Source organism: Streptococcus oralis subsp. oralis, from assembly GCF_002096435.1.
Lineage (GTDB): Bacteria > Bacillota > Bacilli > Lactobacillales > Streptococcaceae > Streptococcus > Streptococcus oralis_AA.
Window position 1 is genome coordinate 132,722 of the sequence record NZ_NCUI01000023.1, and the last position, 24,256, is coordinate 156,977.

Annotated in this window: 24 protein-coding genes; 22 read left to right on the forward strand and 2 right to left on the reverse strand. The window is 42.1% G+C overall.

Annotation, left to right across the window (positions count from 1 at the left end):
- Window positions 1–77: 77 nt before the first annotated feature.
- The 12 genes from B7723_RS03040 to B7723_RS03095 all read left to right on the forward strand — a co-directional run bounded on the left by B7723_RS03040 (window position 78) and on the right by B7723_RS03095 (window position 13,775).
- On the forward strand, window positions 78–458 hold the full coding sequence (locus tag B7723_RS03040) for a hypothetical protein (RefSeq protein ID WP_084849198.1): 381 nt from the start codon (window positions 78–80) through the stop codon (window positions 456–458).
- Window positions 459–691: 233 nt separating this feature from the next.
- On the forward strand, window positions 692–6,139 hold the full coding sequence (locus B7723_RS03045) for a ZmpA/ZmpB/ZmpC family metallo-endopeptidase (RefSeq protein WP_084849197.1): 5,448 nt from the start codon (window positions 692–694) through the stop codon (window positions 6,137–6,139).
- Between the two features lie 151 nt (window positions 6,140–6,290).
- Window positions 6,291–6,671, forward strand: coding sequence for a hypothetical protein (locus tag B7723_RS03050; RefSeq protein ID WP_084849196.1), 381 nt, complete (start codon window positions 6,291–6,293; stop codon window positions 6,669–6,671).
- Window positions 6,672–6,806: 135 nt separating this feature from the next.
- Window positions 6,807–7,064, forward strand: a complete 258-nt coding sequence (locus tag B7723_RS03055; protein ID WP_084849195.1) for a hypothetical protein — start codon at window positions 6,807–6,809, stop codon at window positions 7,062–7,064.
- Window positions 7,061–7,288: a hypothetical protein gene (locus B7723_RS03060; RefSeq protein ID WP_239827358.1), complete on the forward strand. Its 228-nt coding sequence runs from the start codon at window positions 7,061–7,063 to the stop codon at window positions 7,286–7,288. Before B7723_RS03055 ends, B7723_RS03060 begins: the two co-directional genes overlap by 4 nt.
- Window positions 7,289–7,451: 163 nt before the next feature.
- Window positions 7,452–8,144: a phosphoglycerate mutase gene (locus B7723_RS03065; protein ID WP_042768625.1), complete on the forward strand. Its 693-nt coding sequence runs from the start codon at window positions 7,452–7,454 to the stop codon at window positions 8,142–8,144.
- Between the two features lie 291 nt (window positions 8,145–8,435).
- A complete protein-coding gene (rpsO, locus tag B7723_RS03070) occupies window positions 8,436–8,705 on the forward strand; it encodes a 30S ribosomal protein S15 (RefSeq protein WP_001018251.1) in 270 nt (89 codons plus the stop codon).
- Window positions 8,706–9,423: 718 nt separating this feature from the next.
- The gene (locus tag B7723_RS03075; protein ID WP_084849194.1) at window positions 9,424–10,035 is read left to right on the forward strand and encodes a CadD family cadmium resistance transporter; all 612 of its coding nucleotides are present in this window, start codon (window positions 9,424–9,426) and stop codon (window positions 10,033–10,035) included.
- Window positions 10,036–10,268: 233 nt separating this feature from the next.
- On the forward strand, window positions 10,269–11,315 hold the full coding sequence (locus B7723_RS03080; protein WP_084849193.1) for a FecCD family ABC transporter permease: 1,047 nt from the start codon (window positions 10,269–10,271) through the stop codon (window positions 11,313–11,315).
- 1 nt (window position 11,316) lies between these two features.
- Window positions 11,317–12,072 (forward strand): ABC transporter ATP-binding protein, encoded by a 756-nt coding sequence (locus B7723_RS03085; protein ID WP_000364120.1) that lies wholly within the window; start codon window positions 11,317–11,319, stop codon window positions 12,070–12,072.
- A 19-nt stretch (window positions 12,073–12,091) separates the two neighbouring features.
- A complete protein-coding gene (locus tag B7723_RS03090) occupies window positions 12,092–13,102 on the forward strand; it encodes an ABC transporter substrate-binding protein (RefSeq protein WP_084849192.1) in 1,011 nt (336 codons plus the stop codon).
- Window positions 13,083–13,775 (forward strand): alpha/beta hydrolase-fold protein, encoded by a 693-nt coding sequence (locus B7723_RS03095; RefSeq protein ID WP_084849191.1) that lies wholly within the window; start codon window positions 13,083–13,085, stop codon window positions 13,773–13,775. Before B7723_RS03090 ends, B7723_RS03095 begins: the two co-directional genes overlap by 20 nt.
- Before the next feature lie 42 nt (window positions 13,776–13,817).
- Here B7723_RS03095 and B7723_RS03100 read toward each other — a convergent pair whose 3' ends face one another.
- Window positions 13,818–14,567 carry a lysophospholipid acyltransferase family protein gene (locus tag B7723_RS03100; RefSeq protein ID WP_084849190.1) on the reverse strand — a complete coding sequence of 250 codons (750 nt, stop codon included), beginning with the start codon at window positions 14,565–14,567 and terminating at the stop codon, window positions 13,818–13,820.
- A gap of 132 nt (window positions 14,568–14,699) precedes the next feature.
- On the opposite strand from B7723_RS03100, the gene B7723_RS03105 reads away from it, so the two are divergent.
- From B7723_RS03105 to B7723_RS03135, 7 genes are all read left to right on the forward strand, one after another.
- Window positions 14,700–17,036, forward strand: coding sequence for a cation-translocating P-type ATPase (locus B7723_RS03105; RefSeq protein ID WP_084849280.1), 2,337 nt, complete (start codon window positions 14,700–14,702; stop codon window positions 17,034–17,036).
- A gap of 101 nt (window positions 17,037–17,137) precedes the next feature.
- Window positions 17,138–17,815 carry a tRNA (adenine(22)-N(1))-methyltransferase gene (locus tag B7723_RS03110; protein ID WP_070683836.1) on the forward strand — a complete coding sequence of 226 codons (678 nt, stop codon included), beginning with the start codon at window positions 17,138–17,140 and terminating at the stop codon, window positions 17,813–17,815.
- Window positions 17,802–18,599 (forward strand): Nif3-like dinuclear metal center hexameric protein, encoded by a 798-nt coding sequence (locus B7723_RS03115; protein ID WP_084849189.1) that lies wholly within the window; start codon window positions 17,802–17,804, stop codon window positions 18,597–18,599. The genes B7723_RS03110 and B7723_RS03115 overlap by 14 nt, the downstream gene beginning before the upstream one ends.
- A gap of 16 nt (window positions 18,600–18,615) precedes the next feature.
- A complete protein-coding gene (locus tag B7723_RS03120) occupies window positions 18,616–19,719 on the forward strand; it encodes an NAD(P)/FAD-dependent oxidoreductase (RefSeq protein ID WP_084849188.1) in 1,104 nt (367 codons plus the stop codon).
- A 6-nt stretch (window positions 19,720–19,725) separates the two neighbouring features.
- A complete protein-coding gene (locus tag B7723_RS10465) occupies window positions 19,726–20,040 on the forward strand; it encodes a hypothetical protein (RefSeq protein ID WP_084849187.1) in 315 nt (104 codons plus the stop codon).
- Window positions 20,019–21,038 (forward strand): UDP-glucose 4-epimerase GalE, encoded by a 1,020-nt coding sequence (gene galE / locus B7723_RS03130; RefSeq protein WP_084849186.1) that lies wholly within the window; start codon window positions 20,019–20,021, stop codon window positions 21,036–21,038. Before B7723_RS10465 ends, galE begins: the two co-directional genes overlap by 22 nt.
- Window positions 21,022–21,990 (forward strand): glycosyltransferase family 2 protein, encoded by a 969-nt coding sequence (locus B7723_RS03135; protein ID WP_162279198.1) that lies wholly within the window; start codon window positions 21,022–21,024, stop codon window positions 21,988–21,990. The genes galE and B7723_RS03135 overlap by 17 nt, the downstream gene beginning before the upstream one ends.
- Window positions 21,991–22,082: 92 nt before the next feature.
- Here the strand turns inward: B7723_RS03135 and B7723_RS03140 are convergent, their stop codons facing one another.
- Window positions 22,083–22,286, reverse strand: coding sequence for a ferredoxin (locus tag B7723_RS03140; RefSeq protein WP_162279197.1), 204 nt, complete (start codon window positions 22,284–22,286; stop codon window positions 22,083–22,085).
- Window positions 22,287–22,331: 45 nt separating this feature from the next.
- Between B7723_RS03140 and B7723_RS03145 the strand changes: the two genes are divergently transcribed.
- The 3 genes from B7723_RS03145 to B7723_RS03155 all read left to right on the forward strand — a co-directional run bounded on the left by B7723_RS03145 (window position 22,332) and on the right by B7723_RS03155 (window position 24,147).
- Complete coding sequence (locus B7723_RS03145) at window positions 22,332–22,838, forward strand: SAG1386/EF1546 family surface-associated protein (protein ID WP_076984714.1); 507 nt, start codon at window positions 22,332–22,334, stop codon at window positions 22,836–22,838.
- A 9-nt stretch (window positions 22,839–22,847) separates the two neighbouring features.
- On the forward strand, window positions 22,848–23,522 hold the full coding sequence (gene cmk, locus B7723_RS03150; protein ID WP_084849183.1) for a (d)CMP kinase: 675 nt from the start codon (window positions 22,848–22,850) through the stop codon (window positions 23,520–23,522).
- Between the two features lie 118 nt (window positions 23,523–23,640).
- Entirely contained in the window at window positions 23,641–24,147 is a 507-nt protein-coding gene (locus B7723_RS03155; protein ID WP_084849182.1) for a dihydrofolate reductase, read from the forward strand.
- Window positions 24,148–24,256 lie beyond the last annotated feature (109 nt).

Sequence of the window (24,256 nt, forward strand, 5' to 3'; positions counted from 1 at the left end):
ACTCGTTTTGAAATTTCTTTTGTTTTTCATGAAAATATGATAAAATGATAGCAGTAAAAATTTTTAAGGAGGTTCAGATGAAAACAAATACACTTGCTCGCGTAAACGCGATTTTTGGTCTTATCGCAGGTATTGTTTTACTGTTGGCGCCTGTTGTTATGTTTATGATAGCTGTCGGGGTTGCTGCAGTGACGGAAGACCCTGTTGCAACAGATAGTATATTGAGGATTTTTATAATTATTTTTTCATTGGTGAAAATTGCTGTCTTGGTTTTAGGAATTGTGTCTATTGTCTATTACAAGGACGATGAGCGTGTGACTCCTGCACCGTCTGTTTTGTTTATCGTGGGTGGTTCTGTTGGATTGATCCCATTCTTGGGCTGGGTAGGAGGAATTCTGACAATCATTGGTGGATCCCTCTATTTTGGACTTTTGAAAAAATTCGAGATTCAAGAATAATGACTTTTTGTTAGGAATATTTTCAAATAAGAGAAGGCGCTTAGCCTTCTTTTTTTGTCATCAACCAGGGGTAAATTTGACAGGATAAATAAGCTTTTACATTAATAAAATTCAAAGTATTTATTTGAGACAAGGAAGTATTTTTATAGTATAATGGTGGATGTGAAATACCTATATCAAAATATAATACTAGTTAATTTCTTGATAGAAGGTAAAAGTTGAGAGGATTTAGAATGAAAAAGTTTTTTGGAGAGAAGCAGCATCGTTTCTCCTTACGAAAATTAGCAATTGGACTTGTGTCAGCTTCGATTTCAAGCCTATTTTTTGTGTCCATTGCGAGTAGTGGAACCGTATTTGCTCAAGAAAATGTAGCTATTCACTACAAATATGTGACGGATACGGAGCTGAGTGGGCAAGAAAAGGACTTGATTGTCAAGGATATTCCGAAGATTGCTGAAGATAGTGAGAGCACTTACTATCTAGTCTACCGTATGGATGAGGAAGCCCAGCTAGGTCAGTTGCCCAATACAGGTGGGCAGAATAGCCTTACTAGCGTTTTATCAGGTGGAGTCCTAGCTTCGATTAGCCTTCTTATTTTTGTCGTATCGAAAAAGAAAGGCAAAAAGAAAGCTCTCTTGAATGTGATTTTGGTAACAGGGATGGGTAGCGGTTTGGCTTCTTCAGTTCAGGCTATTGAAAATCAACTTTTGCTCCAGTACAATCAAGAATATCAATTATCTCAAGGAGATAGTCTGCCATTGCCACGCGCCTTATCGGGTTATACCTACCTAGGTTATATTAAGCAAGACAAAGAGATTAATCAGCAAGAAACTGTTGCTAGGGATCAGAAACTTGACTATACGGTTCAACCTCATTTCCAGACCAATGAGGGTGGGCAAAAGGCAGGAGATAAGCAGAAAGCTCCATCCCCTACACTCCCTGCTGAAAAACCAATCCCTTCTCAAGATTCATCCAATCAAAATCCGTCTGGTCTTGCGAGTGTGGATCCTCAGGATGAAGTCTTGGCTGGTCGCGTGAACAAACCAGAACTCCTATACAAAGACCAAGCGATTGTAACCAAACTAGACTTTTCAGAAGTGGTGCAGGAAAATCCAGAACTAACAGAGGGAACCATCCATGTCAAACAAGAAGGTCGTGCTGGGAAGAAGATTGAACTTGTTCGCATTTTCACAGTTGAAAACCAAGAAATTTCTCGGGAAGTTCTCTCAACTAAAGTAGAAGAAGCCTTGCCACGTATAGTTGAGAAAGGGACTAAGAAGGCAGTAGCTGCGAGTGAAGCACCTCAGTCTGCAAGAAAAGGAGAGCCTGAGACGCAGGCTCCATTACCAGAATATACAGGCGAGCAAGCGGGAGCGGTTGTAGCCCCAGAGACAGCTGAAAAAACAGAATATACAGGCACCCAAGCAGGAGCAGTCGTTGAACCCGAGCAAGTTGCTCCATTGCCTGAGTATCAGGGAACTCAAGCTGGTGCCATTGTTGAACCGGAAAAAGTTGTGCCAGAGGTTGGGGGCGTCCAGTCAGGGGCTTTGGTGGAACCAGAAACGACTAACAAACCAGACTATACAGGCGAGCAGTCTGGAGCAATCGTAGAACCGGAACAGGTGCCACCGACACAAGAGCATACAGATACGCAATCTGGTGCAATAGTAGCCCCAGAGACAACTGAAACACCAGCCTATACAGGCACTCAAGCAGGAGCCGTCGTTGAACCGGAACAAGTCGCTCCTCTTCCAGAGTATACGGGCAATACCGAGCAAGTAAAACCGGAAGCTCCGACAGAAAAACCAAAAGAAAAAGATCCAGAAAAAACACTTGAATTAAGAAATGTTTCGGATCTGGAGTTGTATGGTCAGACCAATGGTACTTACAAACAACACGTTTCTTTAGACGGTGTCCCAAGTAATCCAGACACTTACTTTGTCAAGGTTAAATCCTCGTCATTTAAAGATGTCTATCTACCAGTCGCTTCAATAACGGCTGAATCGAAAGATGGCCAGCCAGTTTATAAAATCACAGCCAAGGCTGAGAATCTCCAGCAAGAGCTAGAAAATAAATATGTCGATAATTTCACCTTCTACCTAGCTAAGAAGGCTACAGAGGAAACAACAACCTTTACTTCCTTTAGCAACCTAGTCAAAGCTATCAACCAGAATCTCTCTGGAACCTATCATTTAGCAGCCAGTTTGAATGCCAACGAAGTGGAACTGGGATCTGATGAAAAGTCCTACATCAAGGGTATCTTTACTGGTCAGCTGATCGGTGAAAAAGATGGCAAGCAGTATGCTATTTACAACTTGAAAAAGCCTCTGTTCGAAACCTTGAATGGCGCCACAGTAGAAAAATTGAGTCTGAAAAATGTCTCTATTTCAGGGAAAGATGATATCGGTTCACTAGCATATAAAGCTCAGAATGGCACAAAGATTAAGCAAGTTCACGTTGATGGTGTTCTCGCCGGTGAACGTGGTATCGGTGGTTTGCTGGCTAAGGCTGATCAATCAAGCATCACAGAGAGCAGTTTCAAGGGAAGAATTATCAACACGTATGAGACGACTGCTGTCTACAATATCGGTGGTCTGGTCGGTCATTTGACAGGTGACAAGGCTTTACTTACTAAGTCAAAAGCGACAGTAGCCATTTCGTCCAACACAAATAGTTCAGATCAGACAGTGGGTGGTCTTGCAGGTCTAGTAGATCAGGATGCACAAATCCAAGATAGCTATGCTGAAGGCGATATTAACAATGCCAAGCACTTTGGTAGAGTCGCGGGAGTAGCAGGCTATTTGTGGGATCGAAAAACTAATGAGGAACAGCATGCTGGAAGATTGACCAATGTTCTCAGTGATGTCAATGTAACCAACGGAAATGCCATTACCGGCTACCACTACAATGGAATGAAGGTGAAGGACACATTCAGTAGCAAGTCCAACAGAGTCTACAATGTCACTATGGTCAAGGATGAGGTCGTCAGCAAGGAATCCTTTGAAGAAAGAGGAACAATGCTGGATGCTTCCCAAATCGAAAGCAAAAAAGCAGCCATCAATCCTCTCACTCTACCAACAGTGGAGCCCCTTTCAACAAGTGGTAGTAAAGAAAGTGATTTTTCTAAGGTGGCCCATTATCAAGCTAAGCGCGCTTTGGCTTATAAAAATATTGAAAAATTACTACCTTTCTATAACAAGGCAACTATCGTCAAATACGGAAATCTGGTCAATGAGAACAGTCTGTTATATCAAAAAGAGCTCTTGTCAGCAGTTATGATGAAGGATGACCAAGTCATCACAGACATTGTTTCTAACAAAGAGACTGCAAACAAACTCTTGCTACACTACAAGGACCATTCATCTGAAAAACTCAATCTCAAATACCAGGCTGATTTTGCCAAATTAGCAGAATATAGTCTAGGAAATACGGGTCTTCTCTATACGCCAAACCAATTCTTGTATGACCAAAGCTCTATCATCAAACAAGTCTTACCTGAATTGCAGCAGGTGGACTACCATTCAGAAGGCATCAGAAAGACACTCGGTATTTCTCCAAAAGTGAAGCAAACCGAGCTCTATCTAGAAGACCAGTTTGCCAAAACAAAGGAACATTTGGAAGACAGTTTGAAAAAACTCTTGTCAGCTGATGCCGGACTGGCTGGTGACAACCCAGTTACCAAGGGCTATCTTGTAGATAAAATCAAGCGCAACAAGGAAGCCTTGCTACTTGGTTTGACGTATCTGGAACGGTGGTATAACTTCAGCTATGGTCAAGTAAACGTCAAAGACCTGGTTCTGTACCACCTGGACTTCTTTGGTAAGGGAAATGCTTCACCACTGGACACTCTGATTGAGTTGGGTAAATCTGGCTTTAACAATCTTCTAGCTAAGAATAATGTCGATACTTATGGTATCAGTCTTGCCAACCAGCATGGAACGACAGATTTATTTAGCACGCTAGAACATTACCGAAAAGTCTTTTTACCAGAGAAAAGCAACAATGACTGGTTTAAATCAGAGACTAAGGCTTACATCGTCGAAGAAAAATCCTCTATCGAAGAGGTTAAAGCCAAGCAAGAGCAAGCTGGCACCAAGTATTCTATAGGTGTCTATGACCGCATTACTAGTGCCACATGGAAATACCGCAATATGGTCTTGCCTCTCCTAACCTTGCCAGAGAAATCAGTATTTGTCATCTCGACCATGTCCAGCCTAGGATTTGGAGCCTATGATCGCTACCGCAATAGCGAGCATAAAGCGGGCAAGGCTCTCAATGATTTTGTAGAAGAAAATGCGCGTGAAACAGCCAAACGTCAGCGAGATCACTACGATTATTGGTATCGTATTTTAGATAATGAGGGACGTGAAAAACTCTATCGTACGATTCTCCTTTATGATGCCTATAAGTTTGGGGATGACACAACCTCTGGAAAAGCCACAGTGGAGGCTAAGTTTGATAGTTCCAATACTGCCATGAAGAACTTCTTTGGACCAGTTGGCAATAAGGTAGTACACAACCAGCATGGAGCTTACGCAACAGGGGATGGTGTCTACTATATGTCTTACCGTATGCTGGACAAGGATGGAGCCATTACGTATACCCATGAGATGACCCATGATTCCGATCAGGATATCTACCTTGGTGGCTATGGTCGAAGAAGTGGCTTGGGACCAGAGTTCTTTGCAAAAGGCTTATTGCAAGCCCCTGACCAACCAAGTGACGCAACCATTACCATCAATTCTATCTTGAAACACTCAACATCAGATAGTACAGAGGGCTCCCGTCTGCAAGTCTTGGATCCGACAGAGAGATTCCAAAACGCAAGAGATCTTCAGAGCTATGTCCATAACATGTTTGACCTTATCTACATGCTGGAATACCTCGAAGGGCAATCAATCGTTAACAAACTAAATGTTTACCAGAAAATAGCGGCTCTCAGAAAGATTGAGAACAAGTATGTGAAAGATCCAGTAGATGGCAATGAGGTATACGCTACTAACGTAGTCAAAGAATTGACAGAAGCAGAGGCCCAAAAACTAACTAACTTTGATAGTTTGATTGACCATAACATCTTGTCATCTCGTGAGTACCAATCTGGAGACTACGAGCGAAATGGATACTATACGATTAAACTCTTTGCCCCAATCTATTCAGCTCTCAGCAGTGAGAAAGGAACACCTGGTGACCTTATGGGACGTCGGATCGCTTACGAACTTTTGGCTTCCAAAGGCTTTAAGGATGGAATGGTACCTTATATCTCAAACCAATACGAAGAAGTTGCCAAACAAAAAGGTAAAACTATCAATCTCTATGGTAAAGAACGCGGATTGGTGACCGATAAACTTGTATTGGACAAGGTATTTGAAGGCAAGTATGCATCTTGGGCTGCCTTTAAGAAAGCCATGTATAAAGAACGTGTGGATCAGTTTAAAAACTTGAAACAAGTGACCTTTAAAGATCCGACAAAATCATGGCCAAACTATACGACAGAGACCATCAATCAAGTGAGTGAATTGCAAGCCCTCATGGATCAAGCTGTTCTCAAGGATGCTGTAAGTCCTCGTTGGAGCAACTATAATCCAGAGTATGATAGTGCCGTTCATAAGTTGAAGAGAGCAATCTTTAAGGCCTATCTTGACCAAACAAACGACTTCAGAACCTCTATTTTTAAGAAATAAGGGGTGGAAAATGAAAAGGGAGGATCGACAGATCTTCTCTTTTTATGTCGGGCTGTCTGAAAGCCGGTAGGCGATTTGTTTGTGACTGAGAAGGTCTTTTGTTTCTTGGGGAAATGTGGTAGAATGATAGCTACGAGAGAAGGAGGTTCTTATGGAGAGAGATAGATTGGTTCGACTCAATTGGAGACTGGGTATGCTGGCAGGTATAACCTTGCTTTTGGGACCTGTTCTACGATTTTTGCTATCCTATACTGGGGCCATCATCTATAAAGATCCTTCAAAAATGCTGGTTGCCACGGTTGCCTTTTCCCTGCTCCTGACATTTTTTAAGATTTTGATGATTGCATTAGGAACCTTTATGCTAATCTATTTCGAAGAGGATCAACAACTTCGAATGCTGCCATCTATTTTATTTATCATTGGTGGCGTGCTGGGCTTTCTTTCAGCGACCGAGTGGATAGGAGGATTTCTAATCATTAAAGGCGCTGTTTCTTTTTCTAAATTTTTGAAAGAAGTCCGTGGCCTTGTCTGATAGTCTAGTGAAACAATCCGTTTGAGGGTTGTTTTTTTATTTAAAGAATTATCTGGCAAAAGAATATGTTAGCAAAATGCTTTTTTATAAGAAAACATGATGTAATACAACTTGAAAAAATAAAAAGAGAATATTATGAAACAATCTTTCATTACATCGTATTTAACATTCTATTTAAAAGCTTCCATTACTTTAGAGGGAGTCTTTATAAAAACTTCTAACCCTACTATTTTAAAAGTTATTCCACTGGGTTCTCAAAATAAAACAATTCCTGTTGATCATGTTGCAAGTGTAGATAGTTCATTTCGTCTTGATTTCAAATCATTTGCTTGGGATATAATTTTCGCTCTTATTGGCCTTTCAATGATGCAAATTCATTTATCGGAGGATTGATATTAGCGGCTTATGATGTATTAACAGTGCTAAGCGCTTTTCAGACTCTACTAGTTTTGCATCTTACTTCTGGTGGAACACATGTTGTCAGTGTGGTAGTATTTGAAAAAGCTAATCTTGAAAATTGCAAAGAAACAATTGGAGGTCTAATTCATAATCGTTACAATGATACTAATGTAACTAAGAATACTGATCGTTTAATTGATGCTTTAAATAACAAATAATTGCAATCGTTTCTTGATTGAATATCGCGAATTAATAATAACTAGATGAGAGGACACTGTTCTCTCTTTTTAGTTGATTTTAACTAGCTTTTTTGTGAAAAATTGTGTAAAATAGAATAGATAAACGAGGGAAACCTCGAAAAATAAAAGGAGAATCCATCTAATGGTAAAATTGGTTTTTGCTCGCCACGGTGAGTCTGAATGGAACAAAGCTAACCTTTTCACTGGTTGGGCTGATGTTGATTTGTCTGAAAAAGGAACACAACAAGCGATTGACGCTGGTAAATTGATCAAAGAAGCTGGTATCGAATTTGACCAAGCTTACACTTCAGTATTGAAACGTGCAATCAAAACAACAAACTTGGCTCTTGAAGCTTCTGACCAATTGTGGGTTCCAGTTGAAAAATCATGGCGCTTGAACGAACGTCACTACGGTGGTTTGACTGGTAAAAACAAGGCTGAAGCTGCTGAACAATTTGGTGATGAACAAGTTCACATCTGGCGTCGTTCATACGATGTATTGCCTCCAAACATGGATCGTGATGATGAGCATTCAGCTCACACTGACCGTCGTTACGCTTCACTTGACGACTCAGTTATCCCAGATGCTGAAAACTTGAAAGTGACTTTGGAACGTGCCCTTCCATTCTGGGAAGACAAAATCGCTCCAGCACTTAAAGATGGTAAAAACGTATTCGTAGGAGCTCACGGTAACTCAATCCGTGCCCTTGTAAAACACATCAAACAATTATCAGATGACGAAATCATGGACGTGGAAATCCCTAACTTCCCACCATTGGTATTCGAATTCGACGAAAAATTGAATGTAGTTTCTGAATACTACCTTGGAAAATAATCTATAAACAGAAAGCCTAGGGTTCCTAGGCTTTTTTGTTTTTGCTTCTAGTTACCAACCAGTTGAAAAAGCCTTATAATGATAGTAAAGAGTGACTTAATTGTAAGAAAAGTGGATATGCTTGAAGCCCTGAAATCAGTAGAGTAATTCAAGGTTTTAAACAGTAAATCAGTTGACAAAGTCTCTGCTTCTTGGTAGAATAAGAACTGTCGTAAAGACAAATAACTTCTTCTTGGTTACAGGCATGCCAACCTGTCACTCGGATGAAGCCAAATAAAAAGGAGAAACATCATGGCAATCTCAAAAGAGAAAAAAAATGAAATCATTGCACAATATGCACGTCACGAAGGTGATACAGGTTCAGTAGAGGTTCAAGTTGCTGTCCTTACTTGGGAAATCAACCACCTTAACGAACACATCAAACAACACAAAAAAGACCACGCTACTTACCGTGGATTGATGAAGAAAATCGGTCGCCGTCGTAACTTGCTTGCATACTTGCGTAAAAACGACGTTAACCGTTACCGTGAGTTGATCAACTCTCTTGGACTTCGTCGTTAATCTGCTTTATTTTCCACTTATATTGCGTTGTCACCTTACCTCGATATACTCAAGTATTATCTTCGGTTACGGTTCCTAGCACTGTAAGGTAAAATAAACCAGATCATCTCCCTTCGGGGAGATTTTTTGTTTCACGAACATTTTTGTACAATCTTCGCCTCGTCGCCTAGTCTATAAACGTTTTATCCAGCAAGAATTATGATGCTAAGGGCGCCAAAAATCCGTATGAAAATAGGGAAAGGACACAGTGTTCGATGAACACAAGGAGTTTCATCTTTTTCACTAGGATTATAGCCCGAGCTCAAATCAAGCTCTCTGATATTCAGAGGGCTTTTTTATTGAGGTTTTATCGGTCACAATTTTGGAGACTACAAAAACAAGACGGAAAATTCCTACTATCTGCTGAGTGACTACAAAAACCTCAAATGGTATCAGCTAATGACACCATGAAGGTGCGCAGTTACTCGGCTTTTCAAGCCGAGTAACTGTCTGCAAGCCCCCTCGGAGAGCCCACACTTTACGAAGTAAAGTATAGTATGTTATACTTTACATGGAAGTAGTCACCGAATTCCAGTTAGAAATTACTTTGTAACTACGTTTTGAGGAGGAGTAAAATGCTTTCCTACGTTCGACATTACCCACTAGCGATAGCTAAATTAATGTGTCTGTGCTCTCCTAAAATCTGCTGATTTATTACTAACTAATACAGGAGGTTTTTATGGGACAGACAATCATATCTGCTATTGGTGTTTATATTTCCACCAGTATCGATTATTTAATTATTTTAATTATTTTATTTGCACAGCTATCACAGAATAAACAGAAATGGCATATTTATGCGGGGCAATATCTAGGAACAGGCTTACTTGTAGGGGCGAGTTTAGTTGCTGCTTATGTCGTTAATTTCGTGCCTGAAGAATGGATGGTTGGATTGCTTGGTTTAATCCCTATCTATTTAGGGATTCGCTTTGCAATTGTTGGAGAAGGTGAGGAAGAAGAGGAAGAAATTATTGAAAGATTAGAACAAAGCAAGGCAAATCAACTGTTTTGGACAGTTACATTGCTGACAATTGCGTCTGGCGGAGATAATTTAGGTATCTATATACCTTATTTTGCTTCGTTAGATTGGTCACAGACCCTCGTGGCGTTGCTTGTGTTTGTAATCGGCATAATTATCTTTTGCGAGATTAGTCGGGTGTTATCCTCTATTCCGTTAATATTCGAGACAATTGAAAAATACGAGCGAATCATTGTGCCCATAGTATTCATTCTACTTGGACTATACATCATGTATGAAAATGGCACGATAGAGACTTTTCTGATCGTGTAGATTTTTTTGTTTCACTAGGATTTTAGCCCGGGCTCAAATCAGCTCTCTAATTTTAGAGGGCTTTTTATGTTGTCACTTTACCTCGATATACCTAAGTATAATCTTCGGTTACGATTATTAGCACTGTAAGACCAACTATATTTATTTTTCTCATCTTGTTCCATTGTTGAAAATATGGTATACTTTTCATGAGAATTTTCTAAATTTTTAAGATTCTATCAAAGGAGGTTTGCATGCTTTCCAAATTTTCTGGAAGCCGACAAGACCAGCAATTTGTGTTACTTTTAGGTGTTTTGCTAGGTATTTTAGGGATTTCACTTTTTCTAGCTGTTTCTATGGGATCCGTAGCGATTGACTTAGGAGATACCTATCGGATCATTTTGAGTAGATTGGGATTTCCTCTTGAGATAGGAGAGGTTTCCAAGTCTACTCTTGCCATTGTATGGAACATGAGATTCCCCCGAGTATTGTTAGGTCTGATAGTAGGGGCTGGTCTTTCTATGTGTGGTAGCGTGATGCAGTCCACGGTAAACAACCCCATCGCAGAGCCTTATGTCTTAGGAATTTCTGCGGGTGCAACTCTAGGGGCAACTTTGAGCATCATTCTTGGTTTAAAATTGGTGATTAGCCTTGGAGCTTTTCTTGGAGCTATCTTGGCAACAATTGCTGTCCTTATCATTGCCTCTATGCAGGGCAGGATGACGACTTCTAGTCTGATCTTATCAGGAACGGTGGTCAATGCTCTCTTTCTGGCATTTTCCAACTTTATTATCTCTGTTGGCGCTAATGCGGACAGTGTGATGACCATTAAGTTTTGGACCATGGGTTCGCTTGCAGGGACTACTTGGTTTGACTTAGTCCTGCCAACTATAGTAGTAGGATTGGCCTTTCTATTTTTCGCTACCCAGTATCGTGTTTTTAATGCGATGATGATGGGAGATGAGACTGCTTTAACTTTAGGGATTCCTTTACGCTTTTATTGGTATCTTTATGTAACAATGGTGGCTGTGCTGACAGCTGTCTTAGTGGCAACCTGTGGGATTATTGGATTTGTCGGTCTGATTACTCCACATTTAGCTCGAGGGTTAGTAGGAACGAATTACAAGAGGCTTTTTCCCGTTGCGACCTTACTGGGTGCCCTCTTTGTCATCTGGGCAGATGTACTCTCTCGTATCATCATTCCAAACGCTGAGTTGCCGATTGGCATTTTCACAGCCTTAGTAGGTGCTCCCTTCTTTATCTACATTGTTGGAGGAAGGCGAAGGGAGGTGAGGGCCTGATATGGACTTGATTTGTCAGGATGTCCACTTTGGACTAGGAGAGAAAAAAATCCTCAAAGGAGTTTCTCTTAAGGTTGAGGGGCATCAATTTCACACGATATTAGGGCCAAATGGAAGTGGGAAAACCAGTCTGCTTAAACTCCTCTATCGTCAGGAAAAGGCGGACAAAGGCTTGATAAGCTTAGATGGAAAGCCACTGGAGCATTGGTCACTCAAAGAAACGGCTAAGCAGATGGCAGTTGTTACCCAGTTTAATCAATTGCAGTTTGATTGTACAGTTGAGGAAATCGTCTTGCTGGGAAGAACTCCCCACCTGTCTTTTTTACAGAAGGAAAAGGAAAGAGATTATGCCCTCGTTCAAGATGCTCTCGTCAAGGTGGATATGCTTGAGAAGAAAACTCGTCTCTATTCGTCCCTGTCAGGGGGGGAGAAACAACGAGTCTTGTTAGCACGCGCCTTGGCGCAAGAACCCACTCTCTTGCTCCTGGACGAACCAACCAATCACCTGGATATCAAGTACCAGTTAGACTTGTTGGCCATTGTGAAGAATCTCAAGGTCAATGTTTTAGCTGTCCTACATGATATTCAACTTGCTTGTCGCTATTCGGATTATCTCTATCTGATGAAAGAGGGGGAAATCCTTTACCAAGGGACTCCAAAGGAGACCATCACCCCTGAGTCATTGCAAACTGTATACGGAGTTCAAAGTCAGGTGACTTGGACCGAGGATCAGCAAGCCATGATTCACTATTTATAAAAATGAAAAGGAAAACAAGATGAAAAAAACACTAAGCATTTTACTCGTAACAGTAGCTACCCTAACCATGGCAGCTTGTGGTAATACTACTACAGAAAAAACTACCACACAGTCTAGCACAGAAACAAGCCAAAAGGCCAGCACAGAGACGACTTATCCGCTAACGGTCAAGACCTATGATGCTAAGGGAAATGAAGTCGAACAAGTCTTTGACAAGGCACCTGAAAAAGTTATCACCAACAATCTTTCAACCACTGAAATCTTATTGGAGTTAGGCTTGAAGGATAAAATTGCTGGCATGCTTAACCCTGACAATGCTGTGACGGACAAATACAAGGATGCGATTGCGACCATTCCTCAAATTGGGGATAAAAAAACAGTCTCACAAGAGACAGTCCTTTCTTATGAGCCAGATGCGGTGATGGGTCGAAACATGATGTTTTCTGAAAAATCCTTGGGAACAGTTAGCACTTGGAATGAAAATAAAATCCCAGTCTATACACAAAAAGCTTCTCTCTCAACGATTCAGCAAGATTTGGGAAATATTGTAGAAGATGTCAAAAATCTTGGAATGATTTTCAATGTTCAGGACAAGGCTAATGAATACGCAGCCCAATTACAAGCTAAAATTGACGCTGTTAAGAAAGCAAACCCAACAAACCAAGGTGAAAAGAAAAAGGCTTTGATTATGGTTGCTTATAATGACGAAACCTTCGGTGCTTACAAATCTGCTTTGCAAGAAAACTTGTTAAATCAACTTGGTTATACCAACGTTGCAACGGGAACATCAGGCTTGACCTTGGAAAATCTCGTGTCAATGGATCCTGAGTTGATTATCTATGTAACCAGCGACCGCAATAAAAAATTGGATGCTAACGCAGTAGAGTTGATGAAGGCAAATGAAGTTTTGGAAAATGTTCCTGCTATTAAGAATCAAAAAATCATGACCATTTCTTACGATGAGTTGATGGATTATGGTCCAGCAGTAATTGATTCCCTTGAAAAAATCAATGACTTTATCAATAAATAATGAGTTTGATTGGGAAGGGATTCAAGTTAAGATCAGCCTTCCTTCGACCTATGATCCTAACCAAACCTATCCAGCTATTCTCTTGAATGATGGAAACTTGGATTTTCTATCTTCCCTTTCAGAATCTGTGATTTTAGTGGGCTTGACCTCTAAAAATCGCCTAGACGACTACACTCCATGGAAGGCAGTTGCTCTGAGAGAGGGGGCTCCAGATTTTGGCGGTCAGGCAAATGCCTATCATAGTCATTTATTTGGAGATCTTTTAGACAAGTTGCAGTCGCTTTATCGCCTGGACAAAAATCGCCTTGCTTATGGAGGTTACTCACTAGGTGGTTTGGTGGCAGTATACAGTCTTTTCAGCTTTGACAAGGTCTCCTGTGTCTTCTCTATCTGTGGTTCCTTTTGGTATCCTGATTTTGTGACTTATTGCAAGGAAGAAAAGGTGAAAAATTTAGATTGTTTGCTGTATTTACAGAATGGCCAAACAGAAGGAGCCCATCATACCAATCGCTTGGCTCAAGCACCAGCCTATGCTGAGCAGATCCATACCAGTCTTCAGAAACGTTATCTGACTGGTCAGTTTGTTTTTGATCCTTTTGGGCATCATGAGCAAGTTGCTGAGCGATTTCTAGCCTTTTCCAACTGGTTGTCCCAAAAATGGAAAATCGAATAAAAGAAATATCCCTTGGCAAAAGCTAAGGGATAATTGTATTTTTTAACCAAGAGACTCTCTCTTCTTATCTGGATTCCAGATAAAGCTTGCAATGAAGGTAAAGATGATTGTTAGGATACCAACAACCACAGCAAGGATGAGGGCAGGGATGCGGACAAACCACCAGAGTGGATTTGGTTTTTGATTGTTGTGCCATTGTTTGGTTTCTTCATCCAAACGTTGGAATTCTGCTTGGATACGGTCTGCAACCATTTCGATTCCTTCATCATTCATTTTCTTGATATCTGAGATATCGATAGGATTTCCAAAGTTCATATCCACACGTTCACGGCTGACTAAGCCTTTCAAGGTCATGGGACCGGTATAGGTAACAGGCATGATGCGAACCTTAGCCATTTTTGCAATCAAGGCAACTCCACCCTTGACATCATTTGAGTGACGGCTCCCACTTGGAAACATGATGAGAGAGCGGTCGCTTTTTTTGAGGACGTTGATAGGGTACTTGATGGCAGAGGCATTAGGTTTTTCTCGGTCGATAGGAAAGGCGCCACACATACGGATCCACCAGCCAAAGATACGGTTGTTAAACAGCTCTTTTTTGGCCATAAAGATGAACTGTTTTGGCTTGGTCGCAAAGGCCATGTAAACAGGATCCCACCAGGTACGGTGAGGAGCGACGAGGATATAGTTTTCGTCTCGGCTAGGGATTTTATCAGTATTGTGATAGTGGGCATTGCCATTGATGGACCACAAGATCAGTATGACTAGTCCACGCAAATAAGTATAAAACATGAGATCTCCTTCGATTGTATTGCTTTTATTATTATACCTTATCAAAAGACTACTGGCAAACTTTTTCAGTTATCAGCCAACAGTTTTAGATGGAATTAGAATTCTTTTAAAAAAAATGATATGATAGAATTTATGGATAAAAATAAGATTATGGGATTAACCCAAAGAGAAGTCAAGGAAAGACAGGCTCAAGGTTTGGTCAATGACTTTACCGCTTCAGCCAGTACCAGTACTTGGCAAATCATCAAACGAAATGTTTTTACACTTTTTAACGCATTAAACTTTGTTATTGCCCTAGCGCTTGCCTTTGTACAGGCTTGGAGCAATCTGGTTTTCTTTGCCGTTATCTGCTTTAACGCTTTTTCTGGGATTGTGACTGAGCTACGGGCCAAACACATGGTGGACAAGCTCAATCTCATGACCAAGGAAAAGGTCAAAACCATCCGTGATGGTCAAGAAGTTGCTCTCGATCCAGAAGAGTTGGTTCTAGGAGATGTCATTCGTCTGTCTGCTGGAGAGCAAATCCCTAGTGATGCTCTGGTTCTGGAAGGATTTGCGGAAGTCAATGAAGCTATGTTGACGGGTGAGAGTGATTTGGTTCAAAAAGAAGTGGATGCCTTGCTTTTATCAGGGAGTTTCCTAGCCAGTGGCGCAGTTTTGGCTCAAGTTCACCATGTCGGGGCAGACAACTATGCTTCCAAACTCATGCTGGAAGCTAAGACAGTGAAACCGATCAACTCCCGTATCATGAAATCGCTGGACAAGCTAGCTGGTTTTACTGGGAAGATTATCATTCCCTTTGGTCTAGCTCTCTTGCTAGAAGCCTTGATGTTAAAAGGCCTATCCCTCAAGTCATCCGTTGTAAATTCGTCAACAGCCCTTTTGGGTATGTTGCCCAAGGGAATCGCCCTTTTGACCATCACTTCGCTCTTGACTGCGGTGATCAAGCTGGGCTTGAAAAAGGTATTGGTGCAGGAGATGTACTCTGTCGAGACCTTGGCGCGCGTGGATATGCTCTGTCTGGACAAGACGGGAACCATCACCCAAGGAAAGATGCAGGTGGAGGCAGTTATTCCTTTGACTGAAGAGTATGGTGAGCATGCGATTGCCAGCATTTTGACCAGCTACATAGCTCACAGTGAGGATAAAAATCCAACAGCCCAGGCTATTCGCCAGCGTTTTGTGGGAGAAGTTGCTTATCCTATGCTTTCGAATCTTCCTTTCTCAAGCGACCGTAAGTGGGGAGCTATGGAGTTAGAAGGTCTGGGGACGGTTTTTTTAGGGGCGCCTGAGATGTTGTTGGACTCTGAAGTCCCTGAAGCCAGAGAGGCCCTAGAGAGAGGGTCACGTGTCTTGGTCTTGGCTCTCAGCCAAGAAAAACTAGACCACCACAAGCCACAAAAACCATCTGATATTCAAGCCTTGGCACTGCTGGAGATCTTGGATCCTATTCGAGAGGGAGCAGCAGAGACGCTAGACTATCTCCGTTCTCAAGAAGTGGGCCTCAAGATTATCTCTGGTGATAATCCAGTCACGGTTTCCAGCATTGCCCAGAAAGCTGGTTTTGCAGACTATCACAGCTATGTAGATTGTTCAAAAATCACGGATGAGGAATTGATTGCCATGGCTGAAGAGACAGCTATTTTCGGACGTGTTTCCCCTCATCAAAAGAAACTCATCATCCAAACCCTGAAAAAAGCGGGTCATACAACGGCTATGACAGGGGACGGTGTCAATGATATTCTGGCCCTTCGTGAAGCAGACTGCTCTATCGTGATGGCTGAGGGAGATCCTGCGACTCGTCAGATTGCCAATCTGGTTCTCTTGAACTCAGACTTTAATGATGTTCCTGAGATTCTCTTTGAAGGTCGTCGCGTGGTTAATAACATTGCCCACATTGCACCGATTTTCTTGATTAAGACGATTTATTCCTTCTTGCTCGCGGTGATTTGTATTGCTAGTGTTTTACTAGGGCGGTCTGAATGGATCTTGATTTTCCCCTTCATTCCAATCCAGATTACCATGATCGACCAATTTGTGGAAGGGTTCCCACCATTCGTTCTGACTTTTGAGCGAAATATCAAGCCTGTTGAACCAAACTTCCTCAGAAGATCCATGCTTCGCGCCCTACCAAGCGCACTCATGGTCGTGTTCAGCGTTCTCTTTGTGAAAATATTTGGAGCGAGTCAAGGTTGGTCTGAGTTAGAAATCTCAACCCTACTCTATTATCTCCTTGGGTCAATTGGTTTCTTATCCGTATTTAGAGCTTGCATGCCATTTACCCTCTGGCGTGTCCTCTTGGTTGTCTGGTCAGTAGGTGGTTTCCTAGCCACAGCTCTTTTCCCAATGATCCAAAAGTTGCTTGAAATTTCAACCTTGACAGGACAAACGTTGCCTGTTTATGGGGCCATGATGCTGGTATTTACCGTGATTTTCATCTTGACTAGTCGTTACCAAGCCAGAAAATAAAGAAAGGCTGCAATCTGTGGATTGCGGTCTTTTTAGGTGAAAGATTGCTAGCTGAAATATGGTATAATAAGAGGTAATAGAGTTTTGGAAAGTGAGAGAAGATGATTTCAAAGAGATTAGAATTGGTGGCGTCTTTTGTACCACAGGGAGCTATTTTACTAGATGTGGGGAGTGACCATGCTTATCTGCCTATTGAGTTAGTTGAGAGAGGCCAAATCAAAAGCGCTATTGCAGGGGAAGTGGTGGAAGGTCCTTACCAGTCTGCGGTTAAAAATGTTGAGGCTCACGGTCTAAAGGAGAAAATCCAAGTCCGTTTAGCCAATGGCTTGGCAGCCTTTGAAGAGGCAGACCAAGTGTCGGTTATCACCATTGCTGGTATGGGAGGACGTTTGATTGCGACCATATTAGAAGAAGGATTGGATAAGCTTGCGAGTGTAGAACGTTTAATCCTCCAACCCAATAATCGTGAAGACGACTTGCGCATCTGGTTACAAGAGCACGGATTTCAGATTGTAGCAGAAAGCATTCTAGAAGAAGCTGGTAAGTTTTATGAGATCTTGGTGGTGGAAGCAGGACAAATGAAGCTATCAGCCAGTGATGTTCGCTTTGGTCCCTTCTTGTCCAAAGAAGTCAGCCCAGTCTTTGTCCAAAAATGGCAAAAAGAAGCTGCTAAGTTAGAGTTTGCCCTTAATCAAATCCCAGAAAAGAATATTGAGGAACGTCAAGTTCTTGTAGATAAAATTCAAGCCATCAAGGAGGTGCTCCATGCTAGCAAGTGAAGTAATTAGAGCTTATGAAGGCTTTTGCCCTCAGGAGTTTTCAATGGAGGGTGACAGTCGTGGCCTGCAAATCGGTACTCTAGACAAGGAGACCCAAAGAGTCATGGTGGCTCTCGATATTCGAGAAAAGACGGTGGCAGAGGCCATTGAAAAGGGTGTGGACTTGATTATCGTCAAGCACGCGCCAATCTTTCGTCCCATCAAGGATCTGGTAGCTAGCCGTCCGCAAAATCAGATTTACATCGACCTGATCAAGCATGACATTGCGGTTTATGTCAGCCATACCAATATTGACATCGTTGATAACGGGTTAAATGACTGGTTCTGCCAGATGCTAGGTATTGAGGACACGACCTATCTGCAAGAAACAGGCCCAGGACGTGGGATTGGGCGGATTGGAAATATTCAAACTCAGACATTTGGGGAATTGGCCCAGCATGTCAAGCAAGTCTTTGGTCTTGATAGTCTTCGAATGGTGCATTATCAAGAGAGTGATTTGCAGAAGCTCATTTCAAGAGTGGCTATCTGTGGTGGTAGTGGCCAATCTTTCTATAAGGATGCTCTAGCTAAGGGAGCAGATGTCTATATCACTGGCGATATCTACTATCACACAGCTCAGGATATGCTGTCTGATGGCCTGTTAGCACTGGACCCAGGACATTATATCGAAGTGCTTTTTGTGGAAAAAATCGCTGCACTCCTTACTCAATGGAAGACAGAAAAGGGCTGGTCTATTGATATTTTGCCTAGTCAAGCATCGACCGATCCTTTCCACCATATCTAGTTAGAAGGTGAAGACAATGAAAAAAGTTGCCATTATTGGAGCAGGGATTGTGGGGGCGACAGCTGCCTACTACCTCTCTAAAGAAGCTGACCTAGAGATAACAGTTTTTGACCATGGTCAGGGTCAGGCAACCAAGGCAGCAGCGGGAATTATCAGTCCTTGGTTTTCCAAACGCCGTAATAAAGTCTGGTATAAGATGGCGCGTTTGGGGGCTGACTTTTATGTGGATTTGTTGGCTGATTTAGAAAAGTCTGGTCAGGAAATCGACTTTTATCAACGCTCAGGAGTTTATCTCTTGAAAAAGGACGAATCCAAGTTGGAAGAACTCTATGAACTAGCTCTTCAGCGTAGGGAAGAATCTCCCTTGATAGGTCAATTAGCCATTTTAGACCAAGCATCTGCAAATGAATTATTCCCTGGTTTGCAGGGATTTGACCGCCTGCTCTATGCTTCTGGTGGAGCGAGAGTAGATGGTCACCTCTTAGTGACTCGTTTGCTAGAAGCCAGTCAAGTCAAGCTGGTCAAAGAAAAAGTGAGTCTGACACCTTTAGCATCCGGTTACCAGATTGGTGAAGAGATGTTTGATCAGGTTATTTTGGCGACAGGAGCTTGGTTGGGGGACATTTTGGAACCTTTAGGATATGAGGTAGATGTTCGTCCCCAAAAGGGGCAACTCCGAGATTATCAGCTCTCTAAAGACCTAGCATCTTACCCTGTTGTCATGCCAGAAAGGGAGTGGGATTTGATTCCTTTTGCAGGTGGGAAATTGTCCCTAGGTGCTACCCATGAAAATGATATGGGATTTGACTTGACGGTGGATGAATCCTTGCTTCAACAAATGGAGGAAGCAGCCTTGTCATACTACCCAGCCTTGGCTGAAGCTACTATAAGAGGTGAGCGAGTAGGAATCCGTGCCTATACCAGAGATTTCTCCCCTTTCTTTGGACAGGTGCCAGGTTTAGCAGGTGTCTATGCGGCTAGTGGTCTAGGTTCTTCAGGTCTCACAACGGGGCCGATCATCGGTTACCATCTAGCCCAGCTGGTCCAAGACAAGGAGTTGACCTTGGACCCAGTAAACTATCCAATTGCAAACTATGTCAAACGAGTAAAAAGCGAATAATACTCAATGAAAATCAAAGAGCAAACTAGGAAGCTAGCCGCAGGCTGCTCAAAACACTGTTTTGAGGTTGTGGATCGAACTGACGAAGTCAGCTCAAAGCACTGCTTTGAGGTTGTGGATCGAACTGACGAAGTCAGTAACCATACCCACGGTAAGGCGACGCTGACGTGGTTTGAAGAGATTTTCGAAGAGTATAAGCATTTTACTAAAATTTTAGCAGGTGGTTTAGGATGTCAAATGACATTCCCTATCAAAAATGATAAAATAAGAAAAAATAATCCGAGAATCGAGGAAAAAAGATGCAAGAAAAGATTTTGGTAACGGGCGGTGCCGGATTTATCGGAACCCACACTGTTATTGAGTTGATCCAAGCAGGTCATCAAGTGGTTGTGGTGGATAATCTTGTCAATAGCAATCGTAAAAGTTTAGAAGTTGTTGAGAGAATTACAGGAGTCGAGATTCCTTTTTATGAGGCAGATATCCGTGACACAGATACCCTCAGAGATATTTTCAAGCAGGAAGAACCGACTGGTGTGATTCACTTTGCGGGTTTGAAGGCTGTTGGCGAATCAACCCGTATCCCTCTTGCCTACTATGACAACAATATCGCTGGAACTGTCAGCCTTCTAAAAGCCATGGAAGAAAATAATTGTAAGAACATCATCTTCAGTTCTTCTGCGACAGTTTACGGAGATCCTCACACTGTTCCAATCTTAGAAGATTTTCCACTTTCAGTGACCAATCCATACGGTCGTACTAAGCTCATGCTAGAGGAAATTTTGACGGATATCTACAAGGCAGACTCAGAATGGAATGTGGTCTTGCTTCGTTACTTTAATCCAATCGGAGCACATGAAAGTGGAGACTTGGGAGAAAATCCTAATGGAATTCCAAACAATCTCTTGCCTTATGTTTCACAAGTAGCAGTGGGCAAACTAGAACAAGTACAAGTGTTTGGAGATGATTACGATACAGAAGATGGAACCGGGGTTCGTGACTATATCCATGTTGTCGATTTAGCTAAAGGTCACGTTGCAGCTTTGAAAAAACTCCAAAAAGGTTCAGGTCTAAACATTTATAACCTTGGAACTGGTAAAGGTTACTCCGTTCTTGAAATTATCCAAAATATGGAAAAAGCAGTGGGACGTCCTATTCCTTACCGCATCGTAGAACGCCGCCCAGGTGATATCGCTGCCTGCTACTCATACCCAGCAAAAGCCAAAGCAGAGCTCGGATGGGAAGCAGAACTCGACATCACCCAAATGTGCGAAGACGCATGGCGTTGGCAAAGCAAGCATCCAAATGGATTTGAAGACTAAGATGATGATTTCAATCATTGTCCCATGTCTAAACGAAGAGGAAGTACTTCCTCTTTTTTATCAGTCTGTGGAAGCTCTGCTTCCTGACTTGGGAGCAGGAGTCGAATATGTCTTTGTAGACGATGGCTCAAGCGATGGGACATTAGAGCTTTTGAAGGCCTATCGGGAGCAAAATCCTGCGGTCCGTTATGTCTTATTCTCACGAAATTTTGGGAAAGAGGCAGCCTTATACGCAGGCTTGCAACATGCAACTGGAGACTTGGTGGTCGTGATGGATGCAGACCTTCAGGATCCTCCTAGTATGCTACTTGAGATGAAAGCCTTACTAGACCAAAATGCAGATATAGACTGTGTTGGGACACGGAGAACTAGTCGGGAAGGAGAACCCTTTTTCCGCAGTTTCTGTGCTGACCTCTTTTACCGTCTCATGCAAAAAATCAGCCCAGTAGCCTTGCCCTCAGGTATCCGTGATTTTCGCATGATGAGAAGGTCTGTGGTAGATGCTATTTTAACCCTGACTGAGTCCAATCGTTTTTCTAAAGGCCTCTTTGCCTGGGTGGGTTTTAAAACGCACTATCTTGATTATCCAAACGTTGAACGACAGGCTGGCAAGACCAGTTGGAGTTTTAGACAACTCTTTTTCTACTCGATTGAAGGAATTCTTAACTTTTCAGATTTTCCCTTGAGTATAGCCTTTGTAGTGGGACTCCTATCTTGTTTTCTTTCGTTTGTGATGACTGTTTTTGTAGTGTTTCGGACTCTTATCTTAGGAAATCCCACATCTGGTTGGACCTCTTTGATGGTTGTCATTCTCTTTCTTGGAGGGATTCAACTCCTGACGATTGGGATTCTCGGTAAGTATATCAGTAAGATTTATCTAGAAACCAAAAAAAGACCACTCTATCTTGTCAAAGAAAAAAGTGACCTTTCTAATATTGAAGGAAAAAAATAACCAAAAAAGACTATAATTTTACCTAGAAATATGCTAAACTAGTAGGTGTGGGAAAAAATGAGAAAAAATCAATTATATTTATTCCCTGCTTCCTACGATGGATCTTTTAGGAGTGCACGTGTAGGACAATTTTTGATGGCCTCCAGAACATCGCTGGTCTCAGCGATTTCTCTTTGCAATTCAACTGGATTATCGTAAAATCGAACGATTCCATTATCATGGTAATCAAAGAGTTCAGAATAGGTTTGGCAAAGCCCGCAGGCGATGCACCGTTCGGGTATAAGTGTGACTTTCATATTTATATTGTAATAAGAAAATGTAAAAAAAACAAGGAGTAAGGTATGGAAAAAGAACCATGGCAAGAAGATATCTACGAAAACAATGAGGAAGAAACAAGATCAGAGCGTCGACACCGGAAACAAAAAGGGAAAGGCGTTGTTGCGAATCGTGTCTTGACGGTTCTAGCTAGCCTCTTCTTTGTAATTGTTGTAGCGATGGTAGTTGTATTGATTTACCTATCAACCGGAGGAAGCAATCGTACTTCATCTTTGAAGGACTTCTATGATGCATCGTCTCCTTCTACAAGTTCAAGTTCTAAAGTGGAAGCATCATCATCTTCAAGTAGCAAGGTAGAGGAAACATCTTCTTCTGAATCAACACCTTCAGAGAGCAGTTCGGAAGAACATACAGAGGGTGAAGGAACACTTACAGTACAGCCGGGAGAGGGAGAAGCAGCTCTTGCTCAACGTGCAGGGATTTCCATTGCCCAGCTAGAGGCTCTAAATCCTTCTCATATGTCATCTGGATCTTGGTTTGCCAACCCAGGTGATGTGATTAAGACAAGATAGGAGTCGGTCATGAAGACAATTCAAATTGCTATCGATGGTCCAGCTTCGAGTGGCAAGAGTACGGTCGCAAAGATTGTCGCTAAGGATTTTGGTTACACTTATCTCGATACGGGTGCTATGTACCGTGCTGTGACTTATATAGCGCTCAAACACCAGTTGGATGCAGGAAATGTAGATCAACTTCTCGAACTTCTTAACCAACACCCCATTAGTTTTGGTCGTTCAGAAACAGGTGAGCAACTTGTTTTTGTAGGGGATGTTGATATTACGCATCCGATTCGTGAAAATGAAGTGACCAACAAGGTTTCAAGCATTGCTGCCATTCCTGAGGTACGTGAGCAACTGGTTTCGCTCCAGCAAGAGATTGCTCAGCAAGGTGGTATCGTCATGGATGGGCGTGATATCGGGACAGTTGTTTTACCACAAGCTGAACTCAAGATTTTCCTAGTGGCTTCTGTTGAAGAAAGAGCAGAGCGTCGTTACAAGGAAAATATTGCTAAAGGGATTGATACTGACTTGGAAACGTTGAAAGAAGAGATTGCTGCGCGTGACTACAAGGATAGTCATCGTGAAACCTCACCTCTCAAACAGGCTGAGGATGCAGTTTACCTTGACACAACTGGACTGAGTATCCAGGAAGTGGTCGAAAAAATCGAATCAGAAGCAAAAAAATATATGTCCTAGGGACGAGAGGAGCAGGCTAAATGAAGCCTGCTCCTTTTCTCTCTTTTGCGCGCGTTTCAAAACAGCCTTTTTGGGAGAATTTTGATAAAATAGTAGTATCAATAAAAAGGACGGAAGCATGACAAAGAAAATCATAGCCATTTGGGCCCAAGATGAAAAAGGTGTGATTGGGAAGGAAAATCGTCTCCCTTGGCATTTGCCAGCAGAGTTGCAACATTTTAAGGAAACAACTTTAAATCATGCTATACTGATGGGGCGAGTGACCTTTGATGGCATGGGACGTCGTCTGCTTCCAAAACGGCAAACCTTGATTTTAACGCGCAATAGCGAAGAAGTCATAGATGGGGCACTCGTATTTCAAAATGTGGAGTCTGTTTTAGCGTGGTATCAGAGTCAGGAAAAAAATCTCTATATCATTGGCGGAAAGCAGATTTTTCAAGCTTTTGAGCCCTATTTAGATGAAATCATCGTGACACAGATTCATGCTCAGGTGGAGGGAGATACCTATTTTCCTGAGGAGTTTGACTTGTCTCGTTTTGAGACAGTTGCAAGCAAATCTTACACCCGAGATGAGAAAAACGACTATGATTTTACCATCGAATACCGAGATAGAAAGGAAGTCTAATGGAGCGCAGTATATTTGGATTTTTTACAGCTTTTTTGTGTGTGATCTGTATTTTGACTGGAGCACAGGCTTTTCGTAAGAAGCGCTATGGACTGTCTGCTTTACTCTG

What these genes read in the sequence shown, in the direction of transcription:
- B7723_RS03100 (WP_084849190.1), bottom strand. Translation starts at nt 14,567, where the DNA reads ATGTTTTATACTTATTTGCGTGGACTAGTCATACTGATCTTGTGGTCC.
- B7723_RS03075 (WP_084849194.1), top strand. Translation starts at nt 9,424, where the DNA reads ATGGGACAGACAATCATATCTGCTATTGGTGTTTATATTTCCACCAGT.
- B7723_RS03155 (WP_084849182.1), top strand. Translation starts at nt 23,641, where the DNA reads ATGACAAAGAAAATCATAGCCATTTGGGCCCAAGATGAAAAAGGTGTG.
- B7723_RS03090 (WP_084849192.1), top strand. Translation starts at nt 12,092, where the DNA reads ATGAAAAAAACACTAAGCATTTTACTCGTAACAGTAGCTACCCTAACC.
- B7723_RS03115 (WP_084849189.1), top strand. Translation starts at nt 17,802, where the DNA reads ATGCTAGCAAGTGAAGTAATTAGAGCTTATGAAGGCTTTTGCCCTCAG.
- rpsO (WP_001018251.1), top strand. Translation starts at nt 8,436, where the DNA reads ATGGCAATCTCAAAAGAGAAAAAAAATGAAATCATTGCACAATATGCA.
- B7723_RS03065 (WP_042768625.1), top strand. Translation starts at nt 7,452, where the DNA reads ATGGTAAAATTGGTTTTTGCTCGCCACGGTGAGTCTGAATGGAACAAA.
- B7723_RS03120 (WP_084849188.1), top strand. Translation starts at nt 18,616, where the DNA reads ATGAAAAAAGTTGCCATTATTGGAGCAGGGATTGTGGGGGCGACAGCT.
- B7723_RS03045 (WP_084849197.1), top strand. Translation starts at nt 692, where the DNA reads ATGAAAAAGTTTTTTGGAGAGAAGCAGCATCGTTTCTCCTTACGAAAA.
- B7723_RS03140 (WP_162279197.1), bottom strand. Translation starts at nt 22,286, where the DNA reads ATGAAAGTCACACTTATACCCGAACGGTGCATCGCCTGCGGGCTTTGC.
- B7723_RS03105 (WP_084849280.1), top strand. Translation starts at nt 14,700, where the DNA reads ATGGATAAAAATAAGATTATGGGATTAACCCAAAGAGAAGTCAAGGAA.
- B7723_RS03135 (WP_162279198.1), top strand. Translation starts at nt 21,022, where the DNA reads ATGGATTTGAAGACTAAGATGATGATTTCAATCATTGTCCCATGTCTA.
- galE (WP_084849186.1), top strand. Translation starts at nt 20,019, where the DNA reads ATGCAAGAAAAGATTTTGGTAACGGGCGGTGCCGGATTTATCGGAACC.
- B7723_RS03095 (WP_084849191.1), top strand. Translation starts at nt 13,083, where the DNA reads ATGACTTTATCAATAAATAATGAGTTTGATTGGGAAGGGATTCAAGTT.
- B7723_RS10465 (WP_084849187.1), top strand. Translation starts at nt 19,726, where the DNA reads ATGAAAATCAAAGAGCAAACTAGGAAGCTAGCCGCAGGCTGCTCAAAA.
- B7723_RS03145 (WP_076984714.1), top strand. Translation starts at nt 22,332, where the DNA reads ATGGAAAAAGAACCATGGCAAGAAGATATCTACGAAAACAATGAGGAA.
- B7723_RS03040 (WP_084849198.1), top strand. Translation starts at nt 78, where the DNA reads ATGAAAACAAATACACTTGCTCGCGTAAACGCGATTTTTGGTCTTATC.
- B7723_RS03080 (WP_084849193.1), top strand. Translation starts at nt 10,269, where the DNA reads ATGCTTTCCAAATTTTCTGGAAGCCGACAAGACCAGCAATTTGTGTTA.
- B7723_RS03050 (WP_084849196.1), top strand. Translation starts at nt 6,291, where the DNA reads ATGGAGAGAGATAGATTGGTTCGACTCAATTGGAGACTGGGTATGCTG.
- B7723_RS03055 (WP_084849195.1), top strand. Translation starts at nt 6,807, where the DNA reads ATGAAACAATCTTTCATTACATCGTATTTAACATTCTATTTAAAAGCT.
- B7723_RS03110 (WP_070683836.1), top strand. Translation starts at nt 17,138, where the DNA reads ATGATTTCAAAGAGATTAGAATTGGTGGCGTCTTTTGTACCACAGGGA.
- cmk (WP_084849183.1), top strand. Translation starts at nt 22,848, where the DNA reads ATGAAGACAATTCAAATTGCTATCGATGGTCCAGCTTCGAGTGGCAAG.
- B7723_RS03085 (WP_000364120.1), top strand. Translation starts at nt 11,317, where the DNA reads ATGGACTTGATTTGTCAGGATGTCCACTTTGGACTAGGAGAGAAAAAA.